This window comes from Methyloglobulus sp. (genome assembly GCF_046714055.1).
Lineage (GTDB): Bacteria > Pseudomonadota > Gammaproteobacteria > Methylococcales > Methylomonadaceae > Methyloglobulus.
In genome coordinates, this window is the sequence record NZ_JBKKBJ010000201.1 from 1 (window position 1) to 24,495 (window position 24,495).

The 24,495-nt window shown below is 46.1% G+C and carries 28 protein-coding genes and 1 pseudogene; 16 read left to right on the top strand and 13 right to left on the bottom strand.

The genetic code is table 11. The annotated features are described in order from the left end of the window. Positions 1-515 (top strand): UvrB/UvrC motif-containing protein (locus tag ACLQ6D_RS11855; RefSeq protein WP_411727495.1); only part of this gene is annotated, 515 nt, incomplete at its 5' end. A gap of 256 nt (positions 516-771) precedes the next feature. Here the strand turns inward: ACLQ6D_RS11855 and ACLQ6D_RS11860 are convergent. From ACLQ6D_RS11860 to ACLQ6D_RS11900, 9 genes are all read right to left on the bottom strand, one after another. Then, on the bottom strand, positions 772-1,122 hold the full coding sequence (locus ACLQ6D_RS11860) for a hypothetical protein (protein WP_411727496.1): 351 nt from the start codon (positions 1,120-1,122) through the stop codon (positions 772-774). Between the two features lie 829 nt (positions 1,123-1,951). Next, positions 1,952-4,171, bottom strand: coding sequence for a bifunctional SulP family inorganic anion transporter/carbonic anhydrase (locus ACLQ6D_RS11865; RefSeq protein WP_411727497.1), 2,220 nt, complete (start codon positions 4,169-4,171; stop codon positions 1,952-1,954). A gap of 126 nt (positions 4,172-4,297) precedes the next feature. Next, on the bottom strand, positions 4,298-5,770 hold the full coding sequence (locus ACLQ6D_RS11870) for an N-6 DNA methylase (RefSeq protein WP_411727498.1): 1,473 nt from the start codon (positions 5,768-5,770) through the stop codon (positions 4,298-4,300). A gap of 155 nt (positions 5,771-5,925) precedes the next feature. Beyond that, complete coding sequence (locus tag ACLQ6D_RS11875) at positions 5,926-6,309, bottom strand: GxxExxY protein (protein ID WP_411727499.1); 384 nt, start codon at positions 6,307-6,309, stop codon at positions 5,926-5,928. A gap of 56 nt (positions 6,310-6,365) precedes the next feature. Next, positions 6,366-7,934 carry a restriction endonuclease subunit S gene (locus ACLQ6D_RS11880; RefSeq protein ID WP_411727500.1) on the bottom strand — a complete coding sequence of 523 codons (1,569 nt, stop codon included), beginning with the start codon at positions 7,932-7,934 and terminating at the stop codon, positions 6,366-6,368. 3 nt (positions 7,935-7,937) lie between these two features. Beyond that, positions 7,938-8,183 carry a hypothetical protein gene (locus tag ACLQ6D_RS11885; RefSeq protein WP_411727502.1) on the bottom strand — a complete coding sequence of 82 codons (246 nt, stop codon included), beginning with the start codon at positions 8,181-8,183 and terminating at the stop codon, positions 7,938-7,940. Positions 8,184-8,323: 140 nt separating this feature from the next. Next, entirely contained in the window at positions 8,324-11,080 is a 2,757-nt protein-coding gene (locus ACLQ6D_RS11890; protein WP_411727503.1) for a DEAD/DEAH box helicase family protein, read from the bottom strand. Positions 11,081-11,206: 126 nt separating this feature from the next. After that, entirely contained in the window at positions 11,207-11,485 is a 279-nt protein-coding gene (locus tag ACLQ6D_RS11895; protein WP_411727504.1) for a hypothetical protein, read from the bottom strand. 72 nt (positions 11,486-11,557) lie between these two features. Beyond that, positions 11,558-11,737, bottom strand: a complete 180-nt coding sequence (locus ACLQ6D_RS11900) for a hypothetical protein (protein WP_411727505.1) — start codon at positions 11,735-11,737, stop codon at positions 11,558-11,560. Between the two features lie 128 nt (positions 11,738-11,865). Here ACLQ6D_RS11900 and ylqF point away from each other — a divergent pair, with 128 nt between their 5' ends. Both ylqF and ACLQ6D_RS11910 read left to right on the top strand, forming a co-directional pair. Next, on the top strand, positions 11,866-12,777 hold the full coding sequence (gene ylqF, locus ACLQ6D_RS11905) for a ribosome biogenesis GTPase YlqF (protein ID WP_411727506.1): 912 nt from the start codon (positions 11,866-11,868) through the stop codon (positions 12,775-12,777). A gap of 155 nt (positions 12,778-12,932) precedes the next feature. After that, the gene (locus ACLQ6D_RS11910) at positions 12,933-13,277 is read left to right on the top strand and encodes a PilZ domain-containing protein (protein ID WP_411727507.1); all 345 of its coding nucleotides are present in this window, start codon (positions 12,933-12,935) and stop codon (positions 13,275-13,277) included. Between the two features lie 45 nt (positions 13,278-13,322). Here ACLQ6D_RS11910 and ACLQ6D_RS11915 read toward each other — a convergent pair whose 3' ends face one another. The 4 genes from ACLQ6D_RS11915 to ACLQ6D_RS11930 form a co-directional block, all read right to left on the bottom strand. Next, positions 13,323-13,811, bottom strand: coding sequence for a hypothetical protein (locus ACLQ6D_RS11915; RefSeq protein WP_411727508.1), 489 nt, complete (start codon positions 13,809-13,811; stop codon positions 13,323-13,325). Positions 13,812-13,968: 157 nt separating this feature from the next. Next, positions 13,969-14,451, bottom strand: a complete 483-nt coding sequence (locus ACLQ6D_RS11920) for a hypothetical protein (RefSeq protein WP_411727509.1) — start codon at positions 14,449-14,451, stop codon at positions 13,969-13,971. Between the two features lie 222 nt (positions 14,452-14,673). Then, positions 14,674-15,099: a protoporphyrinogen oxidase HemJ gene (hemJ, locus tag ACLQ6D_RS11925; RefSeq protein WP_411727510.1), complete on the bottom strand. Its 426-nt coding sequence runs from the start codon at positions 15,097-15,099 to the stop codon at positions 14,674-14,676. Positions 15,100-15,102: 3 nt separating this feature from the next. Next, positions 15,103-15,603 carry a TlpA family protein disulfide reductase gene (locus ACLQ6D_RS11930; protein WP_411727511.1) on the bottom strand — a complete coding sequence of 167 codons (501 nt, stop codon included), beginning with the start codon at positions 15,601-15,603 and terminating at the stop codon, positions 15,103-15,105. Between the two features lie 91 nt (positions 15,604-15,694). Here ACLQ6D_RS11930 and serA point away from each other — a divergent pair, with 91 nt between their 5' ends. From serA to ACLQ6D_RS11995, 13 genes and pseudogenes are all read left to right on the top strand, one after another. Beyond that, positions 15,695-17,278: a phosphoglycerate dehydrogenase gene (serA, locus tag ACLQ6D_RS11935; RefSeq protein ID WP_411727512.1), complete on the top strand. Its 1,584-nt coding sequence runs from the start codon at positions 15,695-15,697 to the stop codon at positions 17,276-17,278. Beyond that, positions 17,275-17,913 (top strand): HAD-IB family phosphatase, encoded by a 639-nt coding sequence (locus ACLQ6D_RS11940; protein WP_411727513.1) that lies wholly within the window; start codon positions 17,275-17,277, stop codon positions 17,911-17,913. The genes serA and ACLQ6D_RS11940 overlap by 4 nt, the downstream gene beginning before the upstream one ends. A gap of 81 nt (positions 17,914-17,994) precedes the next feature. Beyond that, positions 17,995-18,741, top strand: coding sequence for a YebC/PmpR family DNA-binding transcriptional regulator (locus tag ACLQ6D_RS11945; protein WP_411727514.1), 747 nt, complete (start codon positions 17,995-17,997; stop codon positions 18,739-18,741). A gap of 98 nt (positions 18,742-18,839) precedes the next feature. After that, positions 18,840-19,370: pseudogene (locus tag ACLQ6D_RS11950) on the top strand (REP-associated tyrosine transposase). Positions 19,371-19,518: 148 nt separating this feature from the next. Then, entirely contained in the window at positions 19,519-20,211 is a 693-nt protein-coding gene (locus ACLQ6D_RS11955; protein ID WP_411727515.1) for a phospholipase D family protein, read from the top strand. Between the two features lie 126 nt (positions 20,212-20,337). Continuing rightward, entirely contained in the window at positions 20,338-20,607 is a 270-nt protein-coding gene (locus ACLQ6D_RS11960; protein ID WP_411727516.1) for a type II toxin-antitoxin system RelE family toxin, read from the top strand. A gap of 2 nt (positions 20,608-20,609) precedes the next feature. Then, positions 20,610-20,816, top strand: a complete 207-nt coding sequence (locus ACLQ6D_RS11965; protein WP_411727517.1) for a hypothetical protein — start codon at positions 20,610-20,612, stop codon at positions 20,814-20,816. Between the two features lie 87 nt (positions 20,817-20,903). Continuing rightward, positions 20,904-21,404 carry a crossover junction endodeoxyribonuclease RuvC gene (ruvC, locus tag ACLQ6D_RS11970; protein ID WP_411727518.1) on the top strand — a complete coding sequence of 167 codons (501 nt, stop codon included), beginning with the start codon at positions 20,904-20,906 and terminating at the stop codon, positions 21,402-21,404. Further along, positions 21,401-22,009, top strand: a complete 609-nt coding sequence (ruvA, locus tag ACLQ6D_RS11975; protein ID WP_411727519.1) for a Holliday junction branch migration protein RuvA — start codon at positions 21,401-21,403, stop codon at positions 22,007-22,009. The genes ruvC and ruvA overlap by 4 nt, the downstream gene beginning before the upstream one ends. 36 nt (positions 22,010-22,045) lie before the next feature. Next, the gene (gene ruvB, locus ACLQ6D_RS11980; RefSeq protein ID WP_411727520.1) at positions 22,046-23,080 is read left to right on the top strand and encodes a Holliday junction branch migration DNA helicase RuvB; all 1,035 of its coding nucleotides are present in this window, start codon (positions 22,046-22,048) and stop codon (positions 23,078-23,080) included. After that, positions 23,073-23,480 carry a tol-pal system-associated acyl-CoA thioesterase gene (gene ybgC / locus ACLQ6D_RS11985; protein ID WP_411727521.1) on the top strand — a complete coding sequence of 136 codons (408 nt, stop codon included), beginning with the start codon at positions 23,073-23,075 and terminating at the stop codon, positions 23,478-23,480. The genes ruvB and ybgC overlap by 8 nt, the downstream gene beginning before the upstream one ends. After that, complete coding sequence (tolQ, locus tag ACLQ6D_RS11990; RefSeq protein WP_411727522.1) at positions 23,470-24,147, top strand: protein TolQ; 678 nt, start codon at positions 23,470-23,472, stop codon at positions 24,145-24,147. The genes ybgC and tolQ overlap by 11 nt, the downstream gene beginning before the upstream one ends. After that, positions 24,144-24,495, top strand: a 352-nt coding sequence (locus tag ACLQ6D_RS11995; protein WP_411727523.1) for an ExbD/TolR family protein, incomplete at its 3' end; no start/stop codon positions are given. The genes tolQ and ACLQ6D_RS11995, both read left to right, overlap by 4 nt.

The window sequence follows — 24,495 nt, forward strand, 5'->3', positions numbered from 1 at the left end:
TGGTAGGCATCAACCTGTTGCGTGAAGGGCTTGATATTCCTGAGGTGTCTTTGGTTGCCGTCCTGGATGCGGACAAGGAAGGCTTTTTACGCTCCGAAGTCTCGCTGGTGCAAACCATTGGACGCGCCGCCCGCAACCTGCATGGCAAGGCGATTTTATACGGCGACCGCATCACCCGCTCCATGCAGGCGGCGATAGGCGAAACTGACCGCCGCCGCGACAAGCAACGCCAGTTTAACCGTCAGCACCACATCGAACCAAAAGGGATTTCTAAATCCATCACCGACATATTGCAAGTAGCCATTCCCGGCTCTGGATTGCCTGGTTTTACTAAAAATTACGCAAAAGTGGCGGAAAAGACAGCGGAATACACGGTTATGACACCCAAACAAATCGGCAAAAAACTAAAACAACTCGAAGATGCCATGTACCGCCATGCCAAAAACCTTGAGTTTGAACAGGCCGCAAAAATCAGGGATGAAATTAAAGAGCTACAGGGGCGGGCGTTGGTTTGATTGATTGCCCTTGTCCATTTTTATAGGGCGATAACTGATGTTAAGTATATATAGCTAAGGAATTTTTACCACGAAGGTTACGAAGAACACGAAGGTTTAGGACAAAACGCTTATCCAATAAGCCAGCATCAGACGATTTATGGCCTTCAAAAGCACGGACAATAATCTGATTCAACAGATCTAGACTTTATTGCTTCGTGACCTTCGTGGTGTTTTTATGAACTTGACGTTACACCATAACACCAAGGCACGAATACTAATGCCGAAGATTAATCACAATACCCGCGCCATCAGCCGATTTCGTTTTTCCGGCTTCTGGTTCTTGTGACATGATGACATTACCCTGGAGTTCAACAGCCCGGATTTTACCCTTGTTGTCTGCGACAAGCGCCTCCGGTAATGCACCCTGCACTATCGCCAACGTTTCTGGGGTTGCCTGAAAGCTGACGTCCCTAAGTGGCACCGTTAGATCCAAAGGCTTTTGTTGGTGTTTAGCCTCTCCAGCAGATTGCTGGTTTTTTGTTGAAGATTCGTGCTTTTTAAAACCGGATAGAAAAAAACAAGCAACGACTACAAATCCCACTAAAACTGAACGAAAACATTTCATCTTGATACCCTCCACTCTGGATAACCGAATCAAACCGAATATTGTCTTAGAAACGCACCCTATAAATCAATACAAATACCTTATTTACAACAGATTATATTGACTATTTAAAGTAAACATTAAATAACTTTATGGTTTGCAAGTCCAGCAGAATTTTTAATCTGTCAGTTTGAAAAGTGGCGCTTATGGAGTTACATCTAAATCGATGGGGGCCAAAACCCGTTTGCGTTCCTGCATGGCGATCATTTTTTCTTTCACGGTGTTTTCAGCGCGGTAGATTTAATCATACAAGGTTGGGGATAGGCAGGGATGCCGCACGCTGCCAAAGGGACAGGAGTCCCTTTTGGCATCCCCGATAAAAACGTCGGAGCGCAGGAGATAAGCGGCATCCTGCCTGGCGGACTTTCTTTTGGATACTTTATCTTTGTCCGAGCAAAGAAAAGTATTTCAACTTCTGGAGCGAGAACCCGATTTAAAATAATCGTCGCGGTAGTGACACAATATCCCATCCTGGCACCTGGATTCCGGAAATCCATGCCGAAATTTAGTCCCAGTAATAAAATGTCAACATTATCTAGTCGAATGGGCAAGTACGTTTAACCATCAAATTTGGCAAAGTTGTGACGATGGCTTAATTCGGCACTGGGATGAGTGGCGAACCTCAACTTATGTGACACTGATGTGTTGGGCTTCACCTCAGCCCACGGGCTACGGGCTATTTGCTCATCAAAATTCGGTTTTTAACTCAGCCCTCTCCAGCAGGAAGGGAATGAAAGTGCCAACAATGAAGTGCGATGAGTGAAACTTGGCAACCGCGAACGCCACGACACTATTTTTCAACTCCCTGGAAAAAATCGACCTTACCTGTTTCAATATCGTACATTCCACCCACAATCGCAATATCCCCTGCTTGCTCCATTCCGGCTAGCAGGCTGCTTTGTTCCCTGATATGTCCGACGGTTAGCTGGACATTCTTATCGGCCACTTTTTGTATCAGTTCGTCCTTGTCAACCTTGGCATTCGTCAGTGTTTCTGAGTGGACATAGTCAATCGCGGGTTTGATTTTAGCTAGCAGCCCTGTCAAATGGTCCAATTGGGCATCCGCGTACGCTCCTTTAACCGCCCCACAATGGCTGTGACCCAGAACTACAATCAATCTCGACCCAGCCAGTTTGCAGGCATATTCCATACTGCCCAAAATATCGTCATTGATGATATTGCCCGCTATCCTGGCACTAAAGACATCGCCCAAACCCAGGTCAAAGATAAGCTCAACGGAAGTCCGTGAATCCATGCAACTCAAGATAATTGCAATGGGAAACTGCCCGTCGCGGGTGTCGTTGACCTGTTCCAGCAAATTGCGGTTGGATTTAAGGTTATAGACGAAGCGTTCATTGCCTTCCTTAAGCAAAGCCAAAACCTTATCTGGGGTTAACGATTGTTGTGATTCGTAGGTCTGTGATCGGACATACTCTACGGGAGGTAGTGAACCAAAACCGCGCAGGTTTTCAAGGATTAGCTTGATATGTTTATGGTGCGCTTCGCTTTTAAAATTTTGAATGATTTCGTACACGTCATAATCAATATATTTCGACCGGGTGGCATCGATAACCACTACACTATGTGCAGGTAATGATTCCAGAGTTTTCTGAATATTCGCCCGGTTTAGGAAAGACACATTTTCGGATAAGCGGATAATAGTCTTATTGCCGATTTGCGTTTCTTTAAAGTAGTAAGCGCTTTTATAGTTTTCCAACAATATCGAAAATAGGGCAACAGTAAGGCCGATAAGGAGACCGAAAAGGATATTGGTGAACACTAAACCCAAAACCGTACCGCAAAAAGGAATAAAATGATACCAGCCCGACTGGTATAAAGCCTTAAAAGTCTCGGGCTTAACCAGTTTATAGCCGACCACCAGTAAAATTGCCGCCAAACTTGCCAGCGGGATTTTATTTAAAATTGCCGGGATGAAAAATACCGCCAACAACAGGAGCAAGCCATTAATAAACCCCGCCGCCTTGGTTTTTGCGCCAGACTGGACATTGATGGAACTGCGTACAATAACCTGCGTTAAGGGCAAGCCGCCTAACAGCCCACAACTGATATTGCCAATGCCTTGGGCAATCAACTCGCGGTTTGAAGGCGTGACCCTTTTGTAGGGATCCAGTTTATCCACTGCTTCTAGCGACAATAAGGTTTCCAAACTTGCTACGATTGCCAAGGTCAAGGCAACTAGATATATTTCAGGGTTGGCGATCTGGCTAAAATCCGGAAAATGCAATTGCTGCAAAAAGGCCGGAACATCCTGTACGACCGGAATCATGACTAAATGCGTATTTTCCAACGCAATATCGGGGTATAGGCTCCGTAACGTCCCATTAAGAAAAACCCCAAAGACAACAACCACTAATGGCGCTTGCAGCAAATGAAAGAAGCGTTGTTTCTGCATGACTGGCAGTTCCCACAACAACAAGATCAATAACGAGACCACTGCGATCAAGATGGCGCCGGGTTGGGCTTCACCCAGCATGTGGAATAGCTCGGTGAATGAGGAGTGGCTGTCTAGCTGGCTGAAGGTAAAATCCCCTTCATAATCCCGGTCGTATCCTACCGCATGGGGTATTTGCTTGAGAAAGATGATAATCCCGATGCCGCTCAACATCCCGCTGATGACCGATGAGGGGAAATAGTAGGCGATGACACCCGCCCTCAACAAACCCATCAGTATTTGCATAACGCCTGCGAAAACAGCGGCCAGTAAGAAGGCGTTGAACCCTAAGTTTTGTATGGCTGGCAGTATAATCAGGGACAAGCCTGCCGCCGTGCCGCTAATGCCCAATGCGGAACCGCTCAAAGGGGCAACCACCAAGCCTCCAACAATGCCGGTTATCAAGCCTGAAAATAACGGTGCCCCCGAAGCTAGGGCAATACCCAAGGATAGTGGGACTGAAAGCAGAAATACGGCTATCCCCGCCGGAAAGTCGTCCTTAAGGTTAGAAAAAAGAGAGAAATTATCGTCTTGTTGTGGTGCTTGAATTTCAGCCATAGTCTACAAAATCCTATCGAATAAAATGTCGGTATCAGAATTGGTCAATTGTTAATTCACGCTATAGAACCTCGACACTTCAAAACAACTCGTAGTTCTATATGTTTATAGGCAAGTTTCAATTTCTCACAACGCCCCTGCTATTTCACGAAAACAAGCTAATCCGGCCTCCACATTGTCGATAATTTCAGCGGCCAAATCATCCGGTTCGGGCAGGTTATCCAAATCTGCTAGGGATTTGTCTTTTAGCCAGAAAATATCCAGGCTGGTTTTGTCTCGGGCGATGATTTGCTCATAGCTGAATTTACGCCAGCGGCCTTCGGGATTGTCCTGTTCGTGCCACGTTTCAACGCGTTGGTGTCGGTTTTCAGTGTTATAACAGTCAATGAAGTCCTGTAAATCCTCAACACGTAGTGGTTTCTTTTTCAGCGTGTGGTGGATATTGGTGCGGTAATCGTAATACCAGACTTCTTTCGTCCACGGGTTCGGGCTAGCTTCGCGGTTATCAAAAAACAACACGTTCGCTTTAACGCCATTGGCATAAAAAATACCGGTCGGTAAACGCAAAATAGTATGCAGTTCGGTATTTGCCATCAGCTTTGTTCGTACTGTCTCCCCTGCGCCACCTTCAAACAACACGTTATCCGGCACAACGACTGCCGCCCGTCCGGTGGTTTTTAATTGGCTGCGGATATGTTGAACAAAATTGAGTTGCTTATTGGATGTCGTTGCCCAAAAATCCTGGCGGTTGTAGGTCAGATTGTCCGTTTCCTGTTCGCCTTCTTCGTTGGTAAAGGTCATGCTGCTTTTTTTGCCGAACGGTGGATTGGCTAAGACAATATCCACCGACTGCTGCGGGGGCGCAACCAAGGCATCATTGGGCGATACCAAACTCTCGCCATCTATTTCGCCGATGTTGTGCAAAACCATATTCATCAAACACAAGTGGCGGGTACTGGCGACAATCTCATTGCCGTAAAAGGTAGAGTACTTCAGAAATTCTTTCTGCTTTTTGTCGAGCGAGTAATGGGCTTGCAAAAAATCGTAAGCGGCCAAAAAGAAACCACCGGTACCGCAAGCCGGATCGGCGATGGTTTTATTCGGTTCAGGGCGTACACATTCCACCATTGCCTTAATTAGGGCGCGAGGCGTGAAGTATTGCCCTGCACCGGATTTGGTGTCTTCGGCATTTTTCTCCAGCAATCCCTCGTAAATGGTGCCTTTGGTATCCGCACCCAACATCACCCAATCGGTATCGTTGACCAAGTCAATCAAGCGCGACAATTTAGCGGGATCTTGAATCTTGTTTTGTGCTTTGGTAAATATTTGCCCCAGCATTCCTGATTTGTTGCCTAATTCCCGCAACAATGTCACATAATGCACTTCCAGCGCCGCGCCTTTTTTCGTTTTGAGGCTTTGCCAGTTGTAATCCGTTGGAATGCCGACATCACGGTTATACGGCGGCTGGCTGTATTCTTCCGCCATTTTTAAGAAGATTAAGTAAGTCAGTTGTTCCAGGTAATCGCCATATCCTACGCCGTCATCGCGTAAGGTCGTGCAAAAACTCCAGACTTTGGAAACGATGGATTCTGTGTTCATATTTTAACTCGCGCAAAGGCGCAAAGACGCCAAGAAAAGAAGATTATAAATGTAACAGCTGATATTTAAGCCGTCATTCCGGCAGGGATACGGTGTGTTGTCAACTTAACCGCCCGCCCTAAAATCTTTGCGCCTTGGCGTCTTGGCGCGAGCCCTCATTCCTCCAGGCCATTGACCGCTCGGACGATGCCGTTTTTCATGAGCGCTTCGCCAAAGTTGAGCAAGAAACCCAGTTTTTTACCGCTGAGACGCAGGTAGGTTTGAATTTGTTTACGGTGTCCCGGTGTAATCGCAGTCACAGATTTTAATTCGAGAACTACCAAGCTGTTGACTATCATATCGGCGCGAAAGCCTTCGTCGAAATGAAGATTGTCATAGATTATTGGAATGGGAACTTGACGCTGGACTATAAGACTGCGCTTTTGCAGTTCATGGGCCAGGGTGATTTCATAAACCGATTCCAGCAGGCCGGGGCCAAGGGCGCGGTGTAAGGCAATCGATGCATCAACTACAATTTTTCCGATTTGATTTTCTGTCATTGTTTTATCTCGCGCAAAGGCGCAAAGACGCCAAGGGAAAAAGATTGTGAATGTAATTAAATTCTTTGCGCCTCAGCGTCTTGGCGCGAGTTTTTAATTCGTTCCAGTAACACACTGGCCGTTTCGTCGTTGGGGTCTTGCGGGACTAATTGACCGGAAAAGGCTTTTTTGAGGATCGATTGGCGCAGGGCTTCGGCTTGTTGTAGGGCGATGGTTAGGGTTTGGTCAACATTTTCTATTAATGAAAGTTTTTCATTGATTAACTCCAATATCTTTTCCGATTCAAATTTGCCAACTATTGGAATTGCCATATTTTCTAGTTTACCGGCACTAAGGTGATTGATGCCAACCCCTCCCGATAATTTGGAAAACACACCAGTGACATAATATGTTTTAAAAACCCAAAAAAGATATTCGTTTAGAGCTATAGACCTAACCCTAATTACAGTATTTTGAAAACAACACTCTTCAATTTCATCACGCCAGATAGCAGGCTTTCCTACTTGATTCGCGCTTCCAGATGCTTCCGAAAGCAAGACATCCCCATATACCAATAAAAACCGCTCTTTTTCTTGTGGGTCAAACTCCATATCCAATACATCATCCAAGTTCAATCCATTCTCAGTTATATTTCCAGCTCTAATATATTTGGTCGGAAATTTGTTCGACCTATTGTTTGGTGATCGTTGTCGTCCTAACTGGACATCCGAAGTTTCACCAACTTTTACCCAAGCCCACCCTTCCGGCAATTCGGGCAATTCTGCCAATTCTTCAGCCGTCAGCGGCGGTAAGGTTTTAGGCGCTTTGGGTTTGTTGCCTTGTTTGCCGTTGACTTCCCAGTCGTTAAGCTGTTGCTGATAGCGTTGCTCGCGTTCGGTTTGAATGCGCTGGAGCAAGGCTTCGGCGGTTTCCAGTTTGGCTGCTCCGGGCTCCTGCCCTCCAGCGGCATTTGCACATCCCTGTGCGGCATCCTGATTTTCCGCCCGCCATTGCTCAGTTAACTTGCCAGAAAAAGCGTGTTTTAACACTGCTTGCCGATAGATTTTCAGTTGTTCGCGAGCGGTTTTAAAGCTTTCCATGCCTTTGTCCAGCTCGGAAAATAAAGCCTCGATTTTGGCAACGATGCGGTGTTGTTCGTTGGTTGGTGGAAGTGGTAAAGGAATTTCACCAATAGTTTTTGAAGATAAATGTTTGACGGTAACTGAAGATGTTTCAGCATTTATCGCATTCAAATAGGGTTGCAAACAAAGGGATAAAAATTTTGCCGAAAATTTTTCTGTTATTGGAATCAATCGACATACACGTTGATTTAGTAACCCATCAGAACCTTGCCAAATAGAAGCATTGAAATCGCCGTCCATCCCAATAAGAATGTTACCTTTTCTTACTACAAAATCTTCTGAATAATTACCCGAATAAAAATTCTCAGTTTTACCCCTATCAATATCTCTAATCCTAATTAAAGGCATCCCATCAGAATGGGTAAATAAATTGGATTTGAAAGCAAAGCCATTTTGCACGACGGCGACATATGATAGCTCGACACGTTCCCAGTGTTTCGCTTTGGTAAGTAGTTGGTGCTTTCCTTGCGTAACAATTTCAATTGGTTTTATTGATAACGCCATCTTTTATTTATTCCAACTCTGGCGCTCATGCTGGATATGTTGCTGTATTTCGTCCCGACTTAAGCCCTGATTCTCTGGTTTGACGGGCAATTTGTTTAAAAAATCTGCCAAGGCTGATTGTTTCGATGTCTGTACGATGTCTTCAACCATCACAATCACTTTTGCTTTACCCGCCTTAATGGTTTCTGGCAGTTGCAAATGGATTTGATGATTTTGGTCAATTTCTGCGGGTAACTCGATGGTGTGCATAGTTGGGTTTCCTGTTAATTAATGATTAAATCTCTGGGCGATTGTGAATCCTTAAACTTTCCCTTCATGGCCTGGATACACTCTTCCCGGCGGGTATGACGGTGATTTAAACAGTCGTATTGGTTTGCATTGTAACAAGCTCAAGCCACCAATGCCTCATTCAGTTCGTCTAATACATTGTCCATATTGGCACCGAAAAGTTTATACATTTTGCCTAATCCGCCTTTGCCGTCAAACGGCGATAGGCCTAAGTCATCACGATCAATGTGAATTGAGTTGGAAATGTGGTCACGAATCATGTGTAACCACAGCATTTGTTCTTCATTAAATTTATTAGGATTGCCTGCGTGATGTTGCATAATCCAGTTTTGAAAGTTACGACGTACCGTATCATCAAAGTTGGTGAGTTCTTTATCAATGCCGCAAACGCGGCGAATGAGCGCTACCAAGGCGGTCAGTTCGCTGGCTGGTTGCTTGCCTTGGTAGTTATCCAGTTGGCTGTAGGCTTGCCAGACGTTGTGCGGTGCAAGTTTTGGTTTATCCGCTTTGAGGATGTTAAGTAGGTCGTGAATCATCATGTAAGTGAGTTCACGGCGGCAGTGTGGTTGGTCGTAGAAAATACTCAAGGCTTCGATCTGGTCTTTATGGCTGGCGCAATAGTCGGCAAATTCCTGGCTGATATTTTGTGCGGTGGTTTGGGCATCGGTCGCCCATCCCGCAGCAATAAGCTGATCCGGGTTATCGTGGTCGATGATTTGCTCTTTGTCACGACGAATGCTGTCGATGAGTTCTATTAAATCCCCAGTAAAGCCTTTGGCGGCTGCACTCACTAATTGTGCTTGTGCTTGTTCGCGTTGGGCATCTGTAAGATCGGTACTGGTGGCAAGTTCACAGGCTTTTTGTTCGATGTTGTCGGCATCAATGGCGTTGATCAGATTACTGATGATTTGGCTTAGGTCAATGCCACCCGCACACTTTTTCAGTTTATCTTTTTCGGCAGGGTTGAGTTGCTGATTCAGCCGTGCCAAGCGTCCGGCTAAGGAACTGACGGTATCGGTATCGTTAGCCCCCGTCATGACACCCATCGCCAAGTCTTTCAGCGGTACAGTGGGTTTGGTAATCAGCGGTTGACTGGCGGTTTTTAAGGATTTGGTTACGCCGACGGCATCGACAATCACATAATGGGTTTTGGCTGTTAGCGCGGACGGGGTGACTTTTTTCAGGTCGTCATGATCCAGGGTGCGGGTGCCGCGTCCTTTCATTTGCTCGAAATAATTACGGCTGCGGACATCGCGCATGAATAACAGGCATTCCAGCGGTTTTACATCAGTACCCGTAGCGATCATATCAACCGTGACGGCGATGCGTGGATGGTAGGCGTTGCGAAAATCCGCCAGGGTGGATTTGGGATTCTCATCGGCTTTATAAGTGATCTTTTTACAGAACGCGTTACCTTCGCCAAATTCTTCGCGCACGGTTTGTATAATGTCGTCGGCGTGGCTATCGGTTTTGGCAAAAATAAGGGTTTTTGGGACTTCCTTTCGGTTGGGGAAAATGACGGGTAAATTCTCTTTAAAGGCTCTTATGACGGTGCGGATTTGATCGGGATTGACCACGCTGTTATCGAGTTGGCTGGCGGTATAGGTTTCGTCTTCGTCTTGCTGCTCCCAGCGTTTGCGGCGGGTGAGTTTTTCGCGCTTTTCGATTAACTGGTTAGCAGGAATTTTCGCCCCTGATTGGGAAATCGTTGTGTCAATAAGATAAATTTCATTACCCACATTGACCCCATCAGCAACCGCTTTTTCGTGATCGTATTGACTAACCACGTTCTTTTTAAAGAAGCCGTAAGTACGGTTATCGGGCGTGGCAGTCAAGCCGATCAGAAAGCTATCGAAATAATCCAGGACTTGCTGCCACAGGTTGTAAATAGAGCGGTGACATTCATCAATGAAAATAAAATCAAAAAATTCTATAGGCACTTTAGAGTTGTACACCACGGGCAGGGGTGTTTTGGGTTTGGTGAGTTGTTCAGCGGGATTAATGTCTTCTAGGGCGCTGTCGAGTTCTTCACCTTTAAGTATCGAATACATGCGCTGGATGGTACTGATGCAAACTTGGCTATCTTTAGCGACATAGGATGAATTCAACCGCTGGACGGTATAGAGTTCGGTAAATTTGCGGTTATCGTCGTTAGGCAAATAACTCATCATTTCTTGCTCGGCCTGTTCGCCTAGATTGCGCGTGTCCACTAAAAACAAAATGCGTGTAGCATCGCCGTATTTGAGCAACCGATACATGGCAGTAATGGCGGTGTAGGTTTTGCCGGAACCAGTTGCCATTTGAATTAAAGCACGGGGGCGGTTGTCCTTGAACGATACCTCCAAATTGTTAATGGCGATTTCTTGGCAGTTCCGCAAGTTTTTGGGGTTTAGGTGTGGAATGGTTTGTAATCGGCTACGCAAGGATGAGCTTTGCGCTAACCTTTCCTTTAATGTCTCCGGACGGTGAAAGGTAAAAACTTCACGCGAACGCGGTTTGGGATCGCGGGAATCGCTAAAACGGGTAATAACCCCGGTACTTTCATATAAGAACTCCAAAGGCGCTTGATTGTTGAACCACTTGAGTTTAGCGGCAGCATATTCTGCTGTTTGTCTTTCTACATCGGTGATCCTATGACCGTGATGTTCTGCTTTGGCTTCGATTACGCCGACTGGTTTTCTATCGACAAATAATATGTAATCGGCGGGGCCGGTATCGGTTTGGTATTCTCTAACGGCTTGGCCTATGCCTACATCAAAATTGATCTGGTTTTTGTTTTGGATTATCCAGCCAGATTGCCGTAATAAAGCATCAATATTATCTCGAGCAATCTGTTCCGGGTTTTGGTTCTCTGCCATAAAATCCATCTTGATTTGTGCTTATTGCCTAAGTTTAGACTTTTTAAGACATTTCAACTAAAAAACCCGAATTTATGTCTGTTGGGGTTTTTCATTGCTTTGCTTATCCACCCCTAAAAACCTTTTTTAAAATTTAGATAACCTATCGTCAATAATCCCCAACTTTTTTGATATTCTTAATAAGACCTGATCGGAAACTTCGTTATATTGCCACCAAATACGATAGTAGGTCTTCCAGTGCATTCCTTTGGGTTTATCGCCCATTGCATTGAGTATTCCAGGTTCCCAATCCAGCTTTTTTCTGATATTGTTGGCTTTGCGATCTGCCCTGTCATCCGCCGTTTCCCTTTGGCTGCGATAAGCCAGTTGATAGCAATGCCTACAAGCGAAATATTTACCGCCCATGTACAACACTGCCGCACGACGACCAGTTCGCCTTTTCGCATTCCGGTGGTCAGCGCCATGCCGCCAGTCGGTTTATTGAAGCCCAGAAACGTGCTGATAGTCGTGGTTTTTCCGGCGCCATTGCCCCCTACCCCCTAACAGCGCATAGACACAGCCCGCAGGCACGGATAAATCAAGCCCATTGATCGCGCGATAATTTTTATAGTTGACGACAAGGTTTCTAGCTTCAAGCAGGGTTGTAATGGATGTCATGATGATTTAGCCTATGATTCAGACCGAGCATAGAATGTTTTGGGCTTTATGTGCATTTGCGTTCAATTATCAATATTAGCAGGAGCACTGATACACTACCCTGCCTAATTACAGTTTATAGATAGCTCATGACCATTCAATGGTATCCAGGCCACATGCACAAAGCCGGTCGAGAGATCAAAGAGACTCTCGCTCAGGTCGATTTGGCAATTGAAATCCTGGATGCACGGATTCCGTTTAGCAGCGAAAATCCCATGCTTGCAAGGTTGCGGGGCGACAAGCCTTGTATCAAGGTGCTGAACAAAAGCGACCTTGCCGACCCCGACATAACACAGCGCTGGCAGGTTTATCTCGAGCAAGAGAAAGGTGTCAAGACGTTGGCCTTGTCTATGGATCAGGCCGATAAAATCAGGCAACTAACTGATCTTTGCCGCAAGCTTGCCCCGGCGGATAAAAGCGAAGGCAAGCTGATACATGCCCTGATTATGGGTATCCCCAACGTCGGCAAATCCACATTGATCAATATCTTGGCGGGCAGGGCCATAGCAAAAACCGGAGATGAACCCGCCGTCACCAAAAGGCAGCAGCGCGTCGCTATAGGGCATAACGTTGTCTTGCTGGATACGCCGGGTATGCTCTGGCCGAATGTTGAAAATAAAAACAGTGGTTACCGCTTGGCTGCCACAGGCGCAATCAAGGATACAGCGATTAGCCATGACGATATTGCTTTTTTTCTTGTGGAATATTTGTCACACAGCTACCCAGACCATCTAAAAACGCGGTTCCAACTAGACACCCTGCCCTCAAGCGTACAGGGATTGATGGATGTGATTGGAAGAAAGCGGGGCTGTTTGCGTGCGGGCGGGCTAATCGATATGGATAAGGTTGCCAAAATTCTATTGACCGAATTGCGTGCGGGTACACTTGGCCGCATCAGTTTGGAAACGCCCGCCATGATGGAGACGGAATTGGCAGAACTTGCAGTGTTCCAACAGTTAAAGGCCGAAAAAAAGCAGGAGCGCAAGGCCAAAAAATATTAACCACAGAGAACACGAAGGGCACGAAGAAAATAATCCTGCCAATTCAAACTATTGAAACTTCGTGACCTTCGTGGTTATCCCATTACTCAGCCTAATCTTGCTGTTAACAGCAAATTGCCTATAATCAACGCAGTCAAAATTCATTGGAACATACCATGACGGAAGCAGAAAGACGACAGCATCCCAGGTTTAATCCAAACGGTTTAAAGGCCAGTATTTTTCTGGAGCTGCCTCACGATCCTAGCAATGTAGAAGGCGAAGTTGTCGATATCAGTTATACGGGCATCAAAATCAAGCTCAATACCCCAATGGCTGCCGATATGGATGGCAAGATCAGGATAGAGCTTTTTTTACCGGACTCAGGCATTCCGTTTTCTATCAGCGGAATCCTTAAGCACCAACTTAATTCAAGGGAATTGAGCCTTCATTACGTAGATAGTCCTGATGCAGATGCTTTGGACAGTTTTATGTTTGAGTGCATCAAGTTGTCAAAGAATTGATAGCATAAAGGTCAACCGACGCTTGGAGCGCCTTTGGGTACAGTTTTATCGACTTTTAATGGACTCAATGACATCAACAACATACTTTTGATTAAACCCGGCAACGAATGTCCAAAATAAAAGCTTTGCATACTCCGCCGCACCATCAGCATGTTGGCTGAAAACAACTAGAAAACCCTCTAGCTTTTTATCCCCTTCCTGAACGGTATCTTCGACAATCTTTGGAAATAGCTCCCCGCTGATTATGCCGGAAATGAATAAAAGGTAGAGGACAGAAGCGAGGATTCCTCCTACAAAGGAGGGTACAACAAGACCAAGCCAAGATGAAGACAATTGGGCGACCTCAACATCCGAAAGGGTAGTTAGATTTCTATGAATGCCGACATAGCCGCCAATATTCCCTACAATGAAAACAAGGACCGGCACTGTGAAAGGCCCTGCATTCAGGGAAATGAAAACTGACAACGCAAGGAGTGAAATAAAAACAATCAGCAACTTGCGCCAGATGATATTTAGTGCCTCTTGACGATTCATAAGCTTCTCCCCAAAGCTGCCCTGCTAATTATTATCCAAGTCGGGATAGCTTATACCCCTTTCAACCTCAGTCGACAAGAGTGAATTTTATGGCTGTTTTTCTAAACTGGATAACATGCAAACACGCATAAAAAATAGGTTCAGGATAACGCTGCATTCAGCGGCTTGTCCGCTGCAATGTTTTGTTAAACGGTGAATTTGATGCGTAGCGGGCTAGCCCTTTTAGCAGACACTCGGCGGTCTCGTAAATATAACCATATTTAAGCAATTTATAATCTCCGTACTCCAAATACTCAAATTTTTTCGAATTATAAGCCTTATTCAACAATTTAACGTCCTTAACCTGCTGCTTTGAGAGCTTCACCTCTCTGCCAATCTTTCTCTTTCTTGCCTCGTTTAAAAGACTTTCCAAGATATGGCCATACTTCTTAGCTCTAAGATCATTAAGCGTATAGCCCTTTGCCGCCAAATACGATTTCAATGACAGCTCAATGGAATGACCGACGAGATAATATGCAGGCAATATGAGTTTAAATACCTCCTCACCTCTATGGCTACTTTTTGGATCCTTCAAAGAATTCGCCGCAGACAAGAATTCCTCGGCATGACTCCAAAATCCAAATGATATGCACTTACTCATAGCCGTTTAACTAGTTATTACCTGGGTCGGGATAGTTTGTACTCCTTCCAACCATAGTTGACAAGAATAAATTTCAAGGCAAGTTTCCCAAACTGGATAACATGCAAATACGCATAAAAAACAGTTTCAGGATAATCAGCATTTAGACTATGGAAACCTAACAAGTGATGGTTAATTGAATCATCCAAGTAAAGCAGGGTTAACATAATCAATCATATTCCCCTAAAAAGGCTTCACCACCGCCAAAATAACAATAGCAATCAAAAACAACACCGGCACTTCATTCATCCGGCGGTAATAAACATGGCTGTGCTTATTGCGGTCATGTTTGAAATCCAACAGCCACAGTCCACAGATAATGTGGTAAACCAGCAATAAGGCCAGCAAAGCCAGTTTTGCATGCAGCCAGCCGCTGGCAGAATACATGTCCCAGGCATAGCTGGCTAGCATCCAGATACCAAAAATAAAGGTGGCTATCATGCCCGGGGTCATAATGCCGAAATACAGCTTGCGCTCCATAATCTTAAAACGCTCATTGCTGATCGCATCCGTGCTCATAGCATGGTAAACAAACAAGCGCGGCAAATAAAACAGCCCGGCAAACCAAGTGACCATAAAAATCAAGTGTAATGCTTTCAGCCAGAGCATGGTTTATCCTTTGAGCAAATGTTGAATACGGGTCTCCATCTCTGTCAGGTCAAATGCGCCCACTTCGCGCTTGGCAACTGTGCCATCTGGACTAATCAGCAGAGTGGTAGGCGTTGCCCAAATACGGCCAAAAGCCCTGGCATATTCTGATGCCAAGTCCAACACGACAGGGTAAGGCAGCTTTCGTTCGTTAGTCATCGCCACGACACGATTGGGTGGATCATATACCATAGCTACTGCAATGATTTCCAGCCCTTGCGAATGAAAACGGTCATATAGCGCAATAAGGTGAGGAAATTCTTTTACACAGCTAGCGCAGCTCGTCGCCCAAAAAGTGACGAGTACGGGCTTGCCGTTTAATGCTTTCATCGAAATGCGTTCGCCAGTGATTGTGGTAAAAGTAGTTTCGGGCGTAAAGCTATAAGTCTTGCTCCTCGCCATCCACAGGGCGAGTGAAATCAACAATAACAGTAAGAGTCCTTTAGCCCACGGGTTGGTTTTCATTGGCTACACTAACACATTCGACATATCCCGATTATACCAAAGCTGGTAAACTAGTGGATTTTTAGCGCGTTTTCCTTTGGTTTTAACTTTCATGAAAAAAATCCTTATTTCCGACAAACTGGCAGAAGCCGGCATTAACTATTTAAACGAGCAGTCTGGTATTCAAATTCATATTGAAACCAGCCTTAACGAAGAAGGGCTTTGTAACATCATCGGCGATTATGATGCCTTGTTGATCCGCAGTGATACCAAAGTCACGAAAAAGGTATTAGAGGCCGCCAAAAACCTCAAGCTCATAGGCCGTGCCGGGATTGGTGTGGATAATGTGGATATTCCCATGGCCACGGAGATGGGTGTCATTGTAATGAACACCCCCGATGCCAATGCGACCACCACGGCGGAATTGGCAATTGCCCACATGATGTCGTTGAGCCGACAGTTACCGACGGCGGATCGCTCCGTACGTGCGGGTAAGTGGGAACGCTCTAAGCTGATGGGCGCAGAAATCGCACATAAAACCCTGGGCATTGTCGGTTTTGGCACCATAGGCCGGATTGTGTCCCAACGCGGCTTAGGGTTAAAAATGGACGTGATTGCTTATGATCCGTTTGTAGCGCCGGAGATATACGAAGAATATGGTATTGCATCAGTCAGTCTGGACGATTTGGTCAGCCGTGCTGATTACATCACTTTACATTGCCCTTTGATCGAAAAAACCCGCAACCTTATTGGCGCAGCGCAGTTTGCCAAGATGAAAAAAGGCGCGATGATTATCAACTGCGCCCGGGGCGGATTAATTGATGAACAAGCGCTCTATGACGCGTTAAAAAGCGGCCAATGTGCAGGTGCGGCGCTGGATGTTTATGAAAATGAGCCGCCCGTAAATTCCCCTTTGCTGGAGTTGGACAATATTGTGTTTACGCCCCACCTGGGTGCATCAACTTCCGAAGCGCAAGTGGCAGTCAGCGTGGAAATTGCTCGGCAAGCGGTGATGTTCTTGAAAACCGGCGAAGCGGTCAATGCGCTTAACCTGCCGAGAGTTTCCGCCGAAGATCTTAACAAGTCGCATGATTTCATGAACTTAGCCACAATATTAGGCAAAATTTTAGTCGGATTAGCCAACCAACCCATCACTAAGGTTGAAGTCGCGCTTTACGGCAGGGCGGCAGATGCTGCGGTTCGTCCGGTATCAGTGTCTGCGCTTATCGGTATTTTAAGCGGCCAAGTTTCAACACCGGTCAACCGCGTCAATGCGGAAAATATTGCCAAACGGCAGGGCATTGCGCTAGTGGAATCGGTCTCCAAAGACTCGCCGGATTACGTCTCACTGGTTCAAGTCACAGGTCATTGCGCCGATCAAAGCATTGCCCTGTCGGGTGCTTTATTGGGTGGCCGTCGGCCTCGTTTGGTATGTATCAATCATTTTGATATTGAAGTGGTGCCCGAAGGCACATTAATAGTGACTCGCCATGACGACAGGCCAGGCGTAATCTCCGCGATCAGTTCCGTATTAGGCAATGCCAATATCAACATCACCCGCATGCAAGTGAGTACGGCAGATGTTAAAGACCAGGCGATGGCGGTGATCAGCGTGTCAGAACCGATACCGGAATCCATCATGCAGCAAATTTGCAAGCTCACTGCCGTTTGCAATGCAAAGCAAATCAATATATGAATTTTGAGGTCATCTGTTTCGACTGCGACAGCACGCTCAGCAAGATAGAAGGGATAGACGAACTGGCACGGTGGGCAGGCGTAGGCGAAGCAATGGCTAGACTTACCGATGCCGCCATGAATGGCGAATTGCCGTTGGAAGCCGTGTACGGAAAACGTTTGGCGACCATACAACCAGACCGTGCAAGCATCAACAAGCTGGCTGATGTGTACATTCAGGAAATGGTTGATGGCGTTAAGGAAGTCTTCGCCACTTTGTTAGCGCCGGGTAAGGATGTGCATATCATCAGCGGTGGCTTACGTCAGGCAATCTTGCCGTTGGCAGAAGTCTTAGGTGTTGCAGATAACCATGTCCATGCGGTCGATATTTATTTCAATGCCGATGGCAGTTATCAGTCTTATGATGAAACTTCCCCATTAGCGCGGTCAGGCGGCAAAGCGGAAATTTGTAACAAGTTGCTGCAAGGGAAGTCTTCACTCGTCATGATAGGCGACGGTAAGACGGATATGGAAGCCAAACAGCTTGGGGTAACGGTAATCGGTTTCGGTGGCGTGTGTGACCGCGCCGTTGTGCGGCAGTTGGCAGATCGTTACACGGTTGAGCCTGATTTGCAGGCTATATTGCCGCTGCTGTGAAGTCGATAGGGTTGTAAATTCGATATGAAAGCGTTGGGCTGGTAAAATTATCCATTTTAAAACTGTACGTAGAGAGCAACAATGGCTGGACACAGTAAATGGGCTAATATCAAACATCGTAAGGCAGGACAGGATGCCAGACGCGGCAAAATATTCACTAAAATGCTGCGCGAAATCAGCGTTTCGGTAAAAACCAGTGGCCCGGATGCGGCGAGCAACCCCGCTTTACGCACCGCAATTGATAAAGCATTGGGCGCTAATATGCGCCGCGACACCATCGACACCGCCATCAAAAAAGCCTCCGGCGCTTTGGAAGGAGTAAATTACGAAAACGTCCGCTATGAAGGCTATGGTCCCGGCGGCACAGCTGTGATTGTTGATTGCTTAACCGATAACCGCAACCGCACTGTTGGCGAAGTCCGCCACGCCTTCACCAAAGCGGGCGGCAACTTGGGTACCGATGGTTCGGTTGCTTATCTATTTAGCAAGCTAGGCATTTTAAGCTATGCGCCTTCCGTGGACGAAGATGCCCTGATGGAAGCCGCATTGGAAGCAGGTGCAGAGGATGTCGTCACTTATGATGACGGTTCAGTGGATGTGATGACCATGCCGGAAGGTTACCTTACTGTCAAGGAAGCCTTAGTAGCTGCGGGATTCGAGCCGGATAATGCCGAAGTCACGATGCAAGCAGCAACTATGGCAGAATTGGATGCAGACGATGCCGAGAAAATGATACGCCTGATCGACCGCCTGGAAGACCTGGATGACGTGCAGAATGTGTACTCCAATGCGGACATTAGTGATGAGATTATGGAAGGTTTGAGTTAGTTGTCTAAACTTGGATAAGGTGTTTATCGTTCCCACGCTCCAGCGTGGGAATGCAGCCCCGGACGCTCCAGCGTCCGGGCCAATAATACAGGCAACAAATGGGAAGAAGCCGTTACACCATAACCGAACCTGATAAGCCGCACTTTATGACCTGTACCGTTGTCGAGTGACTACCTGTGTTTACGCGCCCTGACACGGTCGAAATCTTGCTGAATTGTTGGCGTTACCAAAGAGAAAACGAAGGCTTACGGCTCTACGGTTACGTCGTTTTAGAAAACCATCTACATTTTATTGCCCAAGCGAAAAACTTAAACAAATGTGTGAGTAGCTTCAAATCGTTCACTGCCCGGAAGATTATCGACTATCTTAAGGTACAGCAAGCAGAGAGGTTGTTGACATGGTTGCGTTTTTCCAGACTAGCGCACAAGCAAGATCGAGAATATCAGTTTTGGCAGGAGGGCGTTCATGCCGAATTGGTATTTAGCGAGGCAATGATGCGCGAAAAGTTAGATTATATCCATGCCAATCCAGTAAAACGAGGCTATGTAAACCTGCCGGAACATTGGCGCTATTCGAGTGCGAGCAGTTATGCCGGGCAGGTGAGGTTGATAGAGATAGATGTTTGGTGAGACGTGACGCTGGAGCGTCCAGGGCTGCATTCCCACGCTGGAGCGTAGGAACGATAAATTATGGAAGGTTTCAGTTAGTTGTCTAAACTTGGAATAAGGCATTCGGCACACCTAATTATTCATTCACCCTTAATCCAAGTAGATCAATATGGCAAAATTTCTTAATACCAGTGCAACTAATTATTTTCTCGAAGAGCTAATTAAAGATGCTAAAGATAGGCTTATCCTGATAAGCCCTTTTTTAAAGCTAAATGACCGGATGAAAGAGCTTCTAGCTGATAAAAATCGCCTAAAAATCGATGTGCGAATTGTTTATGGTAAAAGTGAGCTTCAACCGGAAGAAATCAACTGGTTAAAAGAGCTCACTTACATTCGAACCAGCTTTTGCAAGAATTTACACGCCAAGTGCTATTTGAATGAAGAGCTTTGTATTATTACTAGCCTTAACCTATATGAGTTCAGCCAAATCAACAACAATGAAATGGGTGTCCTGATTCGTCGTGCAGATGACGCAGAGCTTTACAAAGACGCATATGAAGAAGCACAACGTATTATTCGTATAAGTGATGAAGTCCGCATCACTTTGGAACGTGTGACGAACGAACCTGAAGATAAAGCTGATGCTGATGAGAAATCCGATAAACTGACATCCTCAAAACTTGCTCAGAAATTAGGAATTAAGACTAATGAATTTATGGAGAAACTCGTTTCTTCTGGTGTGCTAGAACTAAAAGATGGCAAGCATTATTTAACAACTAAAGGCAAAGAGGTTGGCGGCGAGTTTCGTTTGAGTTCAAAGTTTGGCCCTTACTTTCTGTGGCCCGAAAATTTTCGACCATGAACAAACCTCGCAGTTTCGTAGGTCGGGTTAGCATTAGCGTAACCCGACACAAGCCATTCCGATTATTAAGGTTAATACAAGTCGCTGCATTTTTTATGAAGTCTAATTTTTAGTTAGGGATTTATTTTGGCTTATGCTATTTGTTTTACCGAAGTAGCGTTGAAAAATTTACAACGCTTCCCACATAAAGATAGAAACTTAATTATCAAAAATATTGAACAGTTGGTGGCTGATCCTTTGCACAAAAGTAATGTCAAAAGACTGGTTGATTTTGATGCGGCAGCTTTCAGATTACGCGTGGGGAATTACCGAGTTTTATTTGATCGAGAGGATGACTTGAAGGTCATTGATATTGTTGACATTCTGCAACGTAAACGGGCATATCAAAAGAGGTAGCTATGTTAGATCATGTACAGATTATTGAAGAACGCGGACAAGCTAAATTTGCAGTGATTGATTTTGAAGAATATCTCTCAATTAAGGCTTTGTTATCAGAGCCTGAAAAATTAGAAGATTATTTAGATTATTTACACATGCAAGAAGTTAAACAAACATCTTCAAAAAGATTGACTTTAGCAGAGGTTAAGCAGGCTTGTGACCTTTAAATTTAGTAAGGTAGGTGAACGTAGGGAACCCCAACGATCCACCTTGCCACGGTGTTGGGGTTCGTCCCTCAATCCAGCCTACAATAATTGATGAGAATATTAGGCATAGACCCCGGCTCAAGGCTGACAGGTTACGGGATTATAGAAGAATCACCGCTTGGGTTTAAATACATCGCCAGCGGCAGTATTCGGGTGACTGAGGATAATTTTCCCGACCGGCTTAAACAAATATTCAAAGGTCTATTGGAAGTGGTGGAACGCTATCAGCCTGAGCAGATGGCTATCGAACAGGTGTTTATGCATATCAATGCGGATTCCGCACTTAAGCTGGGCCAGGCGCGCGGCGCGGCGATCTGCGCGGTGCAGGCGGCGGGTTTACCGGTGTTTGAATATTCCGCCAAGCAGGTCAAGCAAGCTGTGGTGGGGAAAGGCAATGCGGCAAAGTCGCAAGTCCAGCACATGGTGAAAATTCTATTAAATATTCAAGGCGAAATGCAGATTGATGCCAGTGATGCGTTGGGTATCTGCCTTTGTCATGCCCATCATCAGCAAACTGCGCTGCGCTTACAGAAAGGGTTGGTCAAGTGATCGGGTTTCTGCGCGGTAAACTGATCCATAAAGCGCCACCCGTGTTATTGCTGGATGTGCAAGGTGTCGGTTATGAAGTGGAAGCGCCGATGACCACTTTTTATAACCTGCCTGCCATCGGTGCTGAAATCCTGTTGCATACGCATTTAGTCGTAAGGGAAGATGCCCATATTTTGTTTGGCTTTTCGACCGAGGCCGACCGGGCAATGTTCAGGACTTTAATCAAGGTAAATGGTGTTGGCCCCAAGTTGGCGTTGACTATATTGTCTGGCCAGACCGCTGAAGAATTCCATCGCTGTATCCATAACAACGACACCCAAGCCTTGGTGCGTTTGCCGGGCGTGGGAAAAAAAACCGCCGAACGTCTGGTAATAGAAATGCGCGACCGGTTACCGGAATTGGCAGATTCATCTGCGGTTAATGTGGATCGCGTTAGCACAGTGATGCACATAGCCAACGCAAATCCCAAGCAGGAAGCCATCAGTGCTTTATGTTCGCTGGGTTATAAGCCTTTGGAAGCGGCGAGACTGGTGCAAAATATTGGCTTCGACGGCAAAAGCTGTGAAGATATTATCAGGCTGGCGTTGCAAAATGCAGCTAGATAACTCAAAGTGCGGTGAGATGATACGGAGCGCAGCGATATGATCGAGAGTGATCGCATGATCAGTGGCCGCAGCCACCCGGATGAAGAGCGGCAAGACCGCGCCATACGCCCCAAGCGCTTGGTTGACTATGTCGGCCAACAAGAGCTTCGTACCCAAATGGAGATTTTCATTCAGGCGGCGACCGCAAGACAAGAAGCGCTGGATCATGTGCTGATTTTCGGCCCACCGGGATTGGGCAAGACGACCTTAGCCAATATCATCGCCACGGAAATGTGTGTTAACATTCGCCAAACTTCAGGGCCGGTGCTGGAAAAAGCGGGGGATTTGGCTGCCTTGCTCACCAATCTAGAAGCCCATGATGTGCTGTTTATTGATGAAATTCATCGCTTAAGTCCTGCGGTTGAAGAAATCTTGTATCCAGCTATGGAAGATTACCAACTGGATTTGATGATCGGCGAAGGTCCCGCAGCCCGTTCGATCAAGCTGGATTTGCCGCCGTTTACCCTGGTGGGTGCGACCACCAGGGCAGGCTTGCTGACATCGCCATTACGTGATCGTTTTGGTATCGTTCAACGCTTGGAATTCTATACGATTGATGAACTGGCTAGCATTGCCATGCGTTCTGCTAATGTATTGGGCATCAGCATGGAGCCGCAGGGTGCTTATGAGATTGCCCGCCGTTCCCGTGGTACGCCGAGAATTGCCAATAGATTGCTACGCAGGGTACGGGATTATGCCGAAGTTAAGGCGAGTGGTGTTATAACAGAAATTATTTCTGTTCAGGCTCTGGACATGTTACGTGTGGATACTAACGGTTTTGATGCCCTAGACCGCAAATTGTTGATGGCTATGATAGACAACTTTTCCGGTGGGCCGGTGGGTCTTGATACCTTGGCGGCGGCGATTAATGAAGAGCGCGGCACGATTGAAGATGTCTTGGAGCCGTATTTACTGCAACAAGGCTTCATCATGCGTACACCTAGAGGACGCGTGGTAACACAGCAAGCTTATTTGCATTTTGGCATGAAGCCCCCAAAAAGTTTAGGGTTGTCCGAGGATTTATTTGAATAATCCGTTTAGCTGGGCAGTGCGGGTGTACTACGAAGACACCGACGCGGGTGGCGTGGTGTTTTATGCCAATTACCTGAAATATTTCGAACGGGCAAGAACTGAGTTGCTCAGGTATAAGGGATACGAGCAGGACGAACTGATGGTCAATGAAGGTATCGTTTTTGCCGTGCGTTCCCTGACTGTTGAGTACATTAAACCGGCGCGATTTAATCAGCTATTGCAGGTTAGCGCAGACATAAAACACATAAAAAAGGCCAGCCTGGAATTTGTACAACACATCACCCGGGATAACGAAATATTGGTGACAGGCGAGGTTCGCATCGCCTGTATCGATGTAAAAACGCTGAAACCTAAAGCCATTCCTGAAAATTTATTAGAGCAGTTTAAACATGAATACTGATTTATCAATCTTCCATTTAATTAAAGATGCCAGCTTTGTCGTCCAATTTGTCATGTTGATATTGATTGTGGCATCCGTGGCATCGTGGACTTTCATCTTTTCCAAGCGCAAGGAACTTAGCCGGGCAATACAAATCACTGACGAGTTTGAAGGTGAATTTTGGTCAGGCACCGCATTGGCCGATCTTTACAGAAAACTGGCGGCAAAAGATTTTGAACCGGAAGGCATAGAAAAAATATTCCTGGCCGGCTACAAGGAGTTTTCCAGGATGCGGCAGACTGGAACGGTTGAACCGATGGTGCAAGTAGAAAGCGCCCAACGTGCCATGCGTATTGAGTTGTCGAGAGAACTCGACCGCCTGGATGAACACTTGGCGTTTTTGGCTACCGTAGGATCAACTAGCCCTTACGTCGGTTTGTTTGGTACGGTATGGGGTATCATGAATTCATTCATGTCATTAAGCACCGTTAAACAGGCAACCTTGGCCCAAGTTGCGCCGGGTATTGCAGAAGCGCTGATAGCAACGGCCATTGGATTGTTTGCCGCGATTCCTGCGGTGATCGCCTACAACCGTTTTTCTACGAGATTGGATAGCTTAACGGGCCGGTACGAGTTGTTTGTCGAAGAATTCGTGGTCTTATTACAAAGACAGGCGCACATGAAATGAGAAAAACCAAGCGCAGAAAACCGATGGCAGAAATCAACGTCGTCCCATATATCGACGTGACCTTGGTGTTATTAATTATTTTTATGATTACGACACCTATGCTGCAAACGGGTGTGGAAGTTGATCTGCCGAAAGCGGAATCGGCAACCGTCGAGCAAAAAGAAGGTGTGCCGCCTATCGTTATCTCTATTAAAGCAGACGGCCAATATTTTATTAACGTCGATGGCGTGACTGACGGTCTCGTCCAACCGGAAGAAATCAATGCGCGGGTTGAGGCTGTGTTAAGCAACAACAAAAGCCCACAAGTGCTGATTAATGCGGATAAAAGCGTGGATTATGGTTCTGTAG

Bases quoted from the DNA above. Each gene is read 5' to 3' on its own strand.
- ACLQ6D_RS11860 (WP_411727496.1), bottom strand. From the start codon at position 1,122: ATGAAATGTTTTCGTTCAGTTTTAGTGGGATTTGTAGTCGTTGCTTGT.
- ACLQ6D_RS11865 (WP_411727497.1), bottom strand. From the start codon at position 4,171: ATGGCTGAAATTCAAGCACCACAACAAGACGATAATTTCTCTCTTTTT.
- ACLQ6D_RS11870 (WP_411727498.1), bottom strand. From the start codon at position 5,770: ATGAACACAGAATCCATCGTTTCCAAAGTCTGGAGTTTTTGCACGACC.
- ACLQ6D_RS11875 (WP_411727499.1), bottom strand. From the start codon at position 6,309: ATGACAGAAAATCAAATCGGAAAAATTGTAGTTGATGCATCGATTGCC.
- ACLQ6D_RS11880 (WP_411727500.1), bottom strand. From the start codon at position 7,934: ATGGCGTTATCAATAAAACCAATTGAAATTGTTACGCAAGGAAAGCAC.
- ACLQ6D_RS11885 (WP_411727502.1), bottom strand. From the start codon at position 8,183: ATGCACACCATCGAGTTACCCGCAGAAATTGACCAAAATCATCAAATC.
- ACLQ6D_RS11890 (WP_411727503.1), bottom strand. From the start codon at position 11,080: ATGGCAGAGAACCAAAACCCGGAACAGATTGCTCGAGATAATATTGAT.
- ACLQ6D_RS11895 (WP_411727504.1), bottom strand. From the start codon at position 11,485: ATGGGCGGTAAATATTTCGCTTGTAGGCATTGCTATCAACTGGCTTAT.
- ACLQ6D_RS11900 (WP_411727505.1), bottom strand. From the start codon at position 11,737: ATGACATCCATTACAACCCTGCTTGAAGCTAGAAACCTTGTCGTCAAC.
- ylqF (WP_411727506.1), top strand. From the start codon at position 11,866: ATGACCATTCAATGGTATCCAGGCCACATGCACAAAGCCGGTCGAGAG.
- ACLQ6D_RS11910 (WP_411727507.1), top strand. From the start codon at position 12,933: ATGACGGAAGCAGAAAGACGACAGCATCCCAGGTTTAATCCAAACGGT.
- ACLQ6D_RS11915 (WP_411727508.1), bottom strand. From the start codon at position 13,811: ATGAATCGTCAAGAGGCACTAAATATCATCTGGCGCAAGTTGCTGATT.
- ACLQ6D_RS11920 (WP_411727509.1), bottom strand. From the start codon at position 14,451: ATGAGTAAGTGCATATCATTTGGATTTTGGAGTCATGCCGAGGAATTC.
- hemJ (WP_411727510.1), bottom strand. From the start codon at position 15,099: ATGCTCTGGCTGAAAGCATTACACTTGATTTTTATGGTCACTTGGTTT.
- ACLQ6D_RS11930 (WP_411727511.1), bottom strand. From the start codon at position 15,603: ATGAAAACCAACCCGTGGGCTAAAGGACTCTTACTGTTATTGTTGATT.
- serA (WP_411727512.1), top strand. From the start codon at position 15,695: ATGAAAAAAATCCTTATTTCCGACAAACTGGCAGAAGCCGGCATTAAC.
- ACLQ6D_RS11940 (WP_411727513.1), top strand. From the start codon at position 17,275: ATGAATTTTGAGGTCATCTGTTTCGACTGCGACAGCACGCTCAGCAAG.
- ACLQ6D_RS11945 (WP_411727514.1), top strand. From the start codon at position 17,995: ATGGCTGGACACAGTAAATGGGCTAATATCAAACATCGTAAGGCAGGA.
- ACLQ6D_RS11955 (WP_411727515.1), top strand. From the start codon at position 19,519: ATGGCAAAATTTCTTAATACCAGTGCAACTAATTATTTTCTCGAAGAG.
- ACLQ6D_RS11965 (WP_411727517.1), top strand. From the start codon at position 20,610: ATGTTAGATCATGTACAGATTATTGAAGAACGCGGACAAGCTAAATTT.
- ruvB (WP_411727520.1), top strand. From the start codon at position 22,046: ATGATCGAGAGTGATCGCATGATCAGTGGCCGCAGCCACCCGGATGAA.
- tolQ (WP_411727522.1), top strand. From the start codon at position 23,470: ATGAATACTGATTTATCAATCTTCCATTTAATTAAAGATGCCAGCTTT.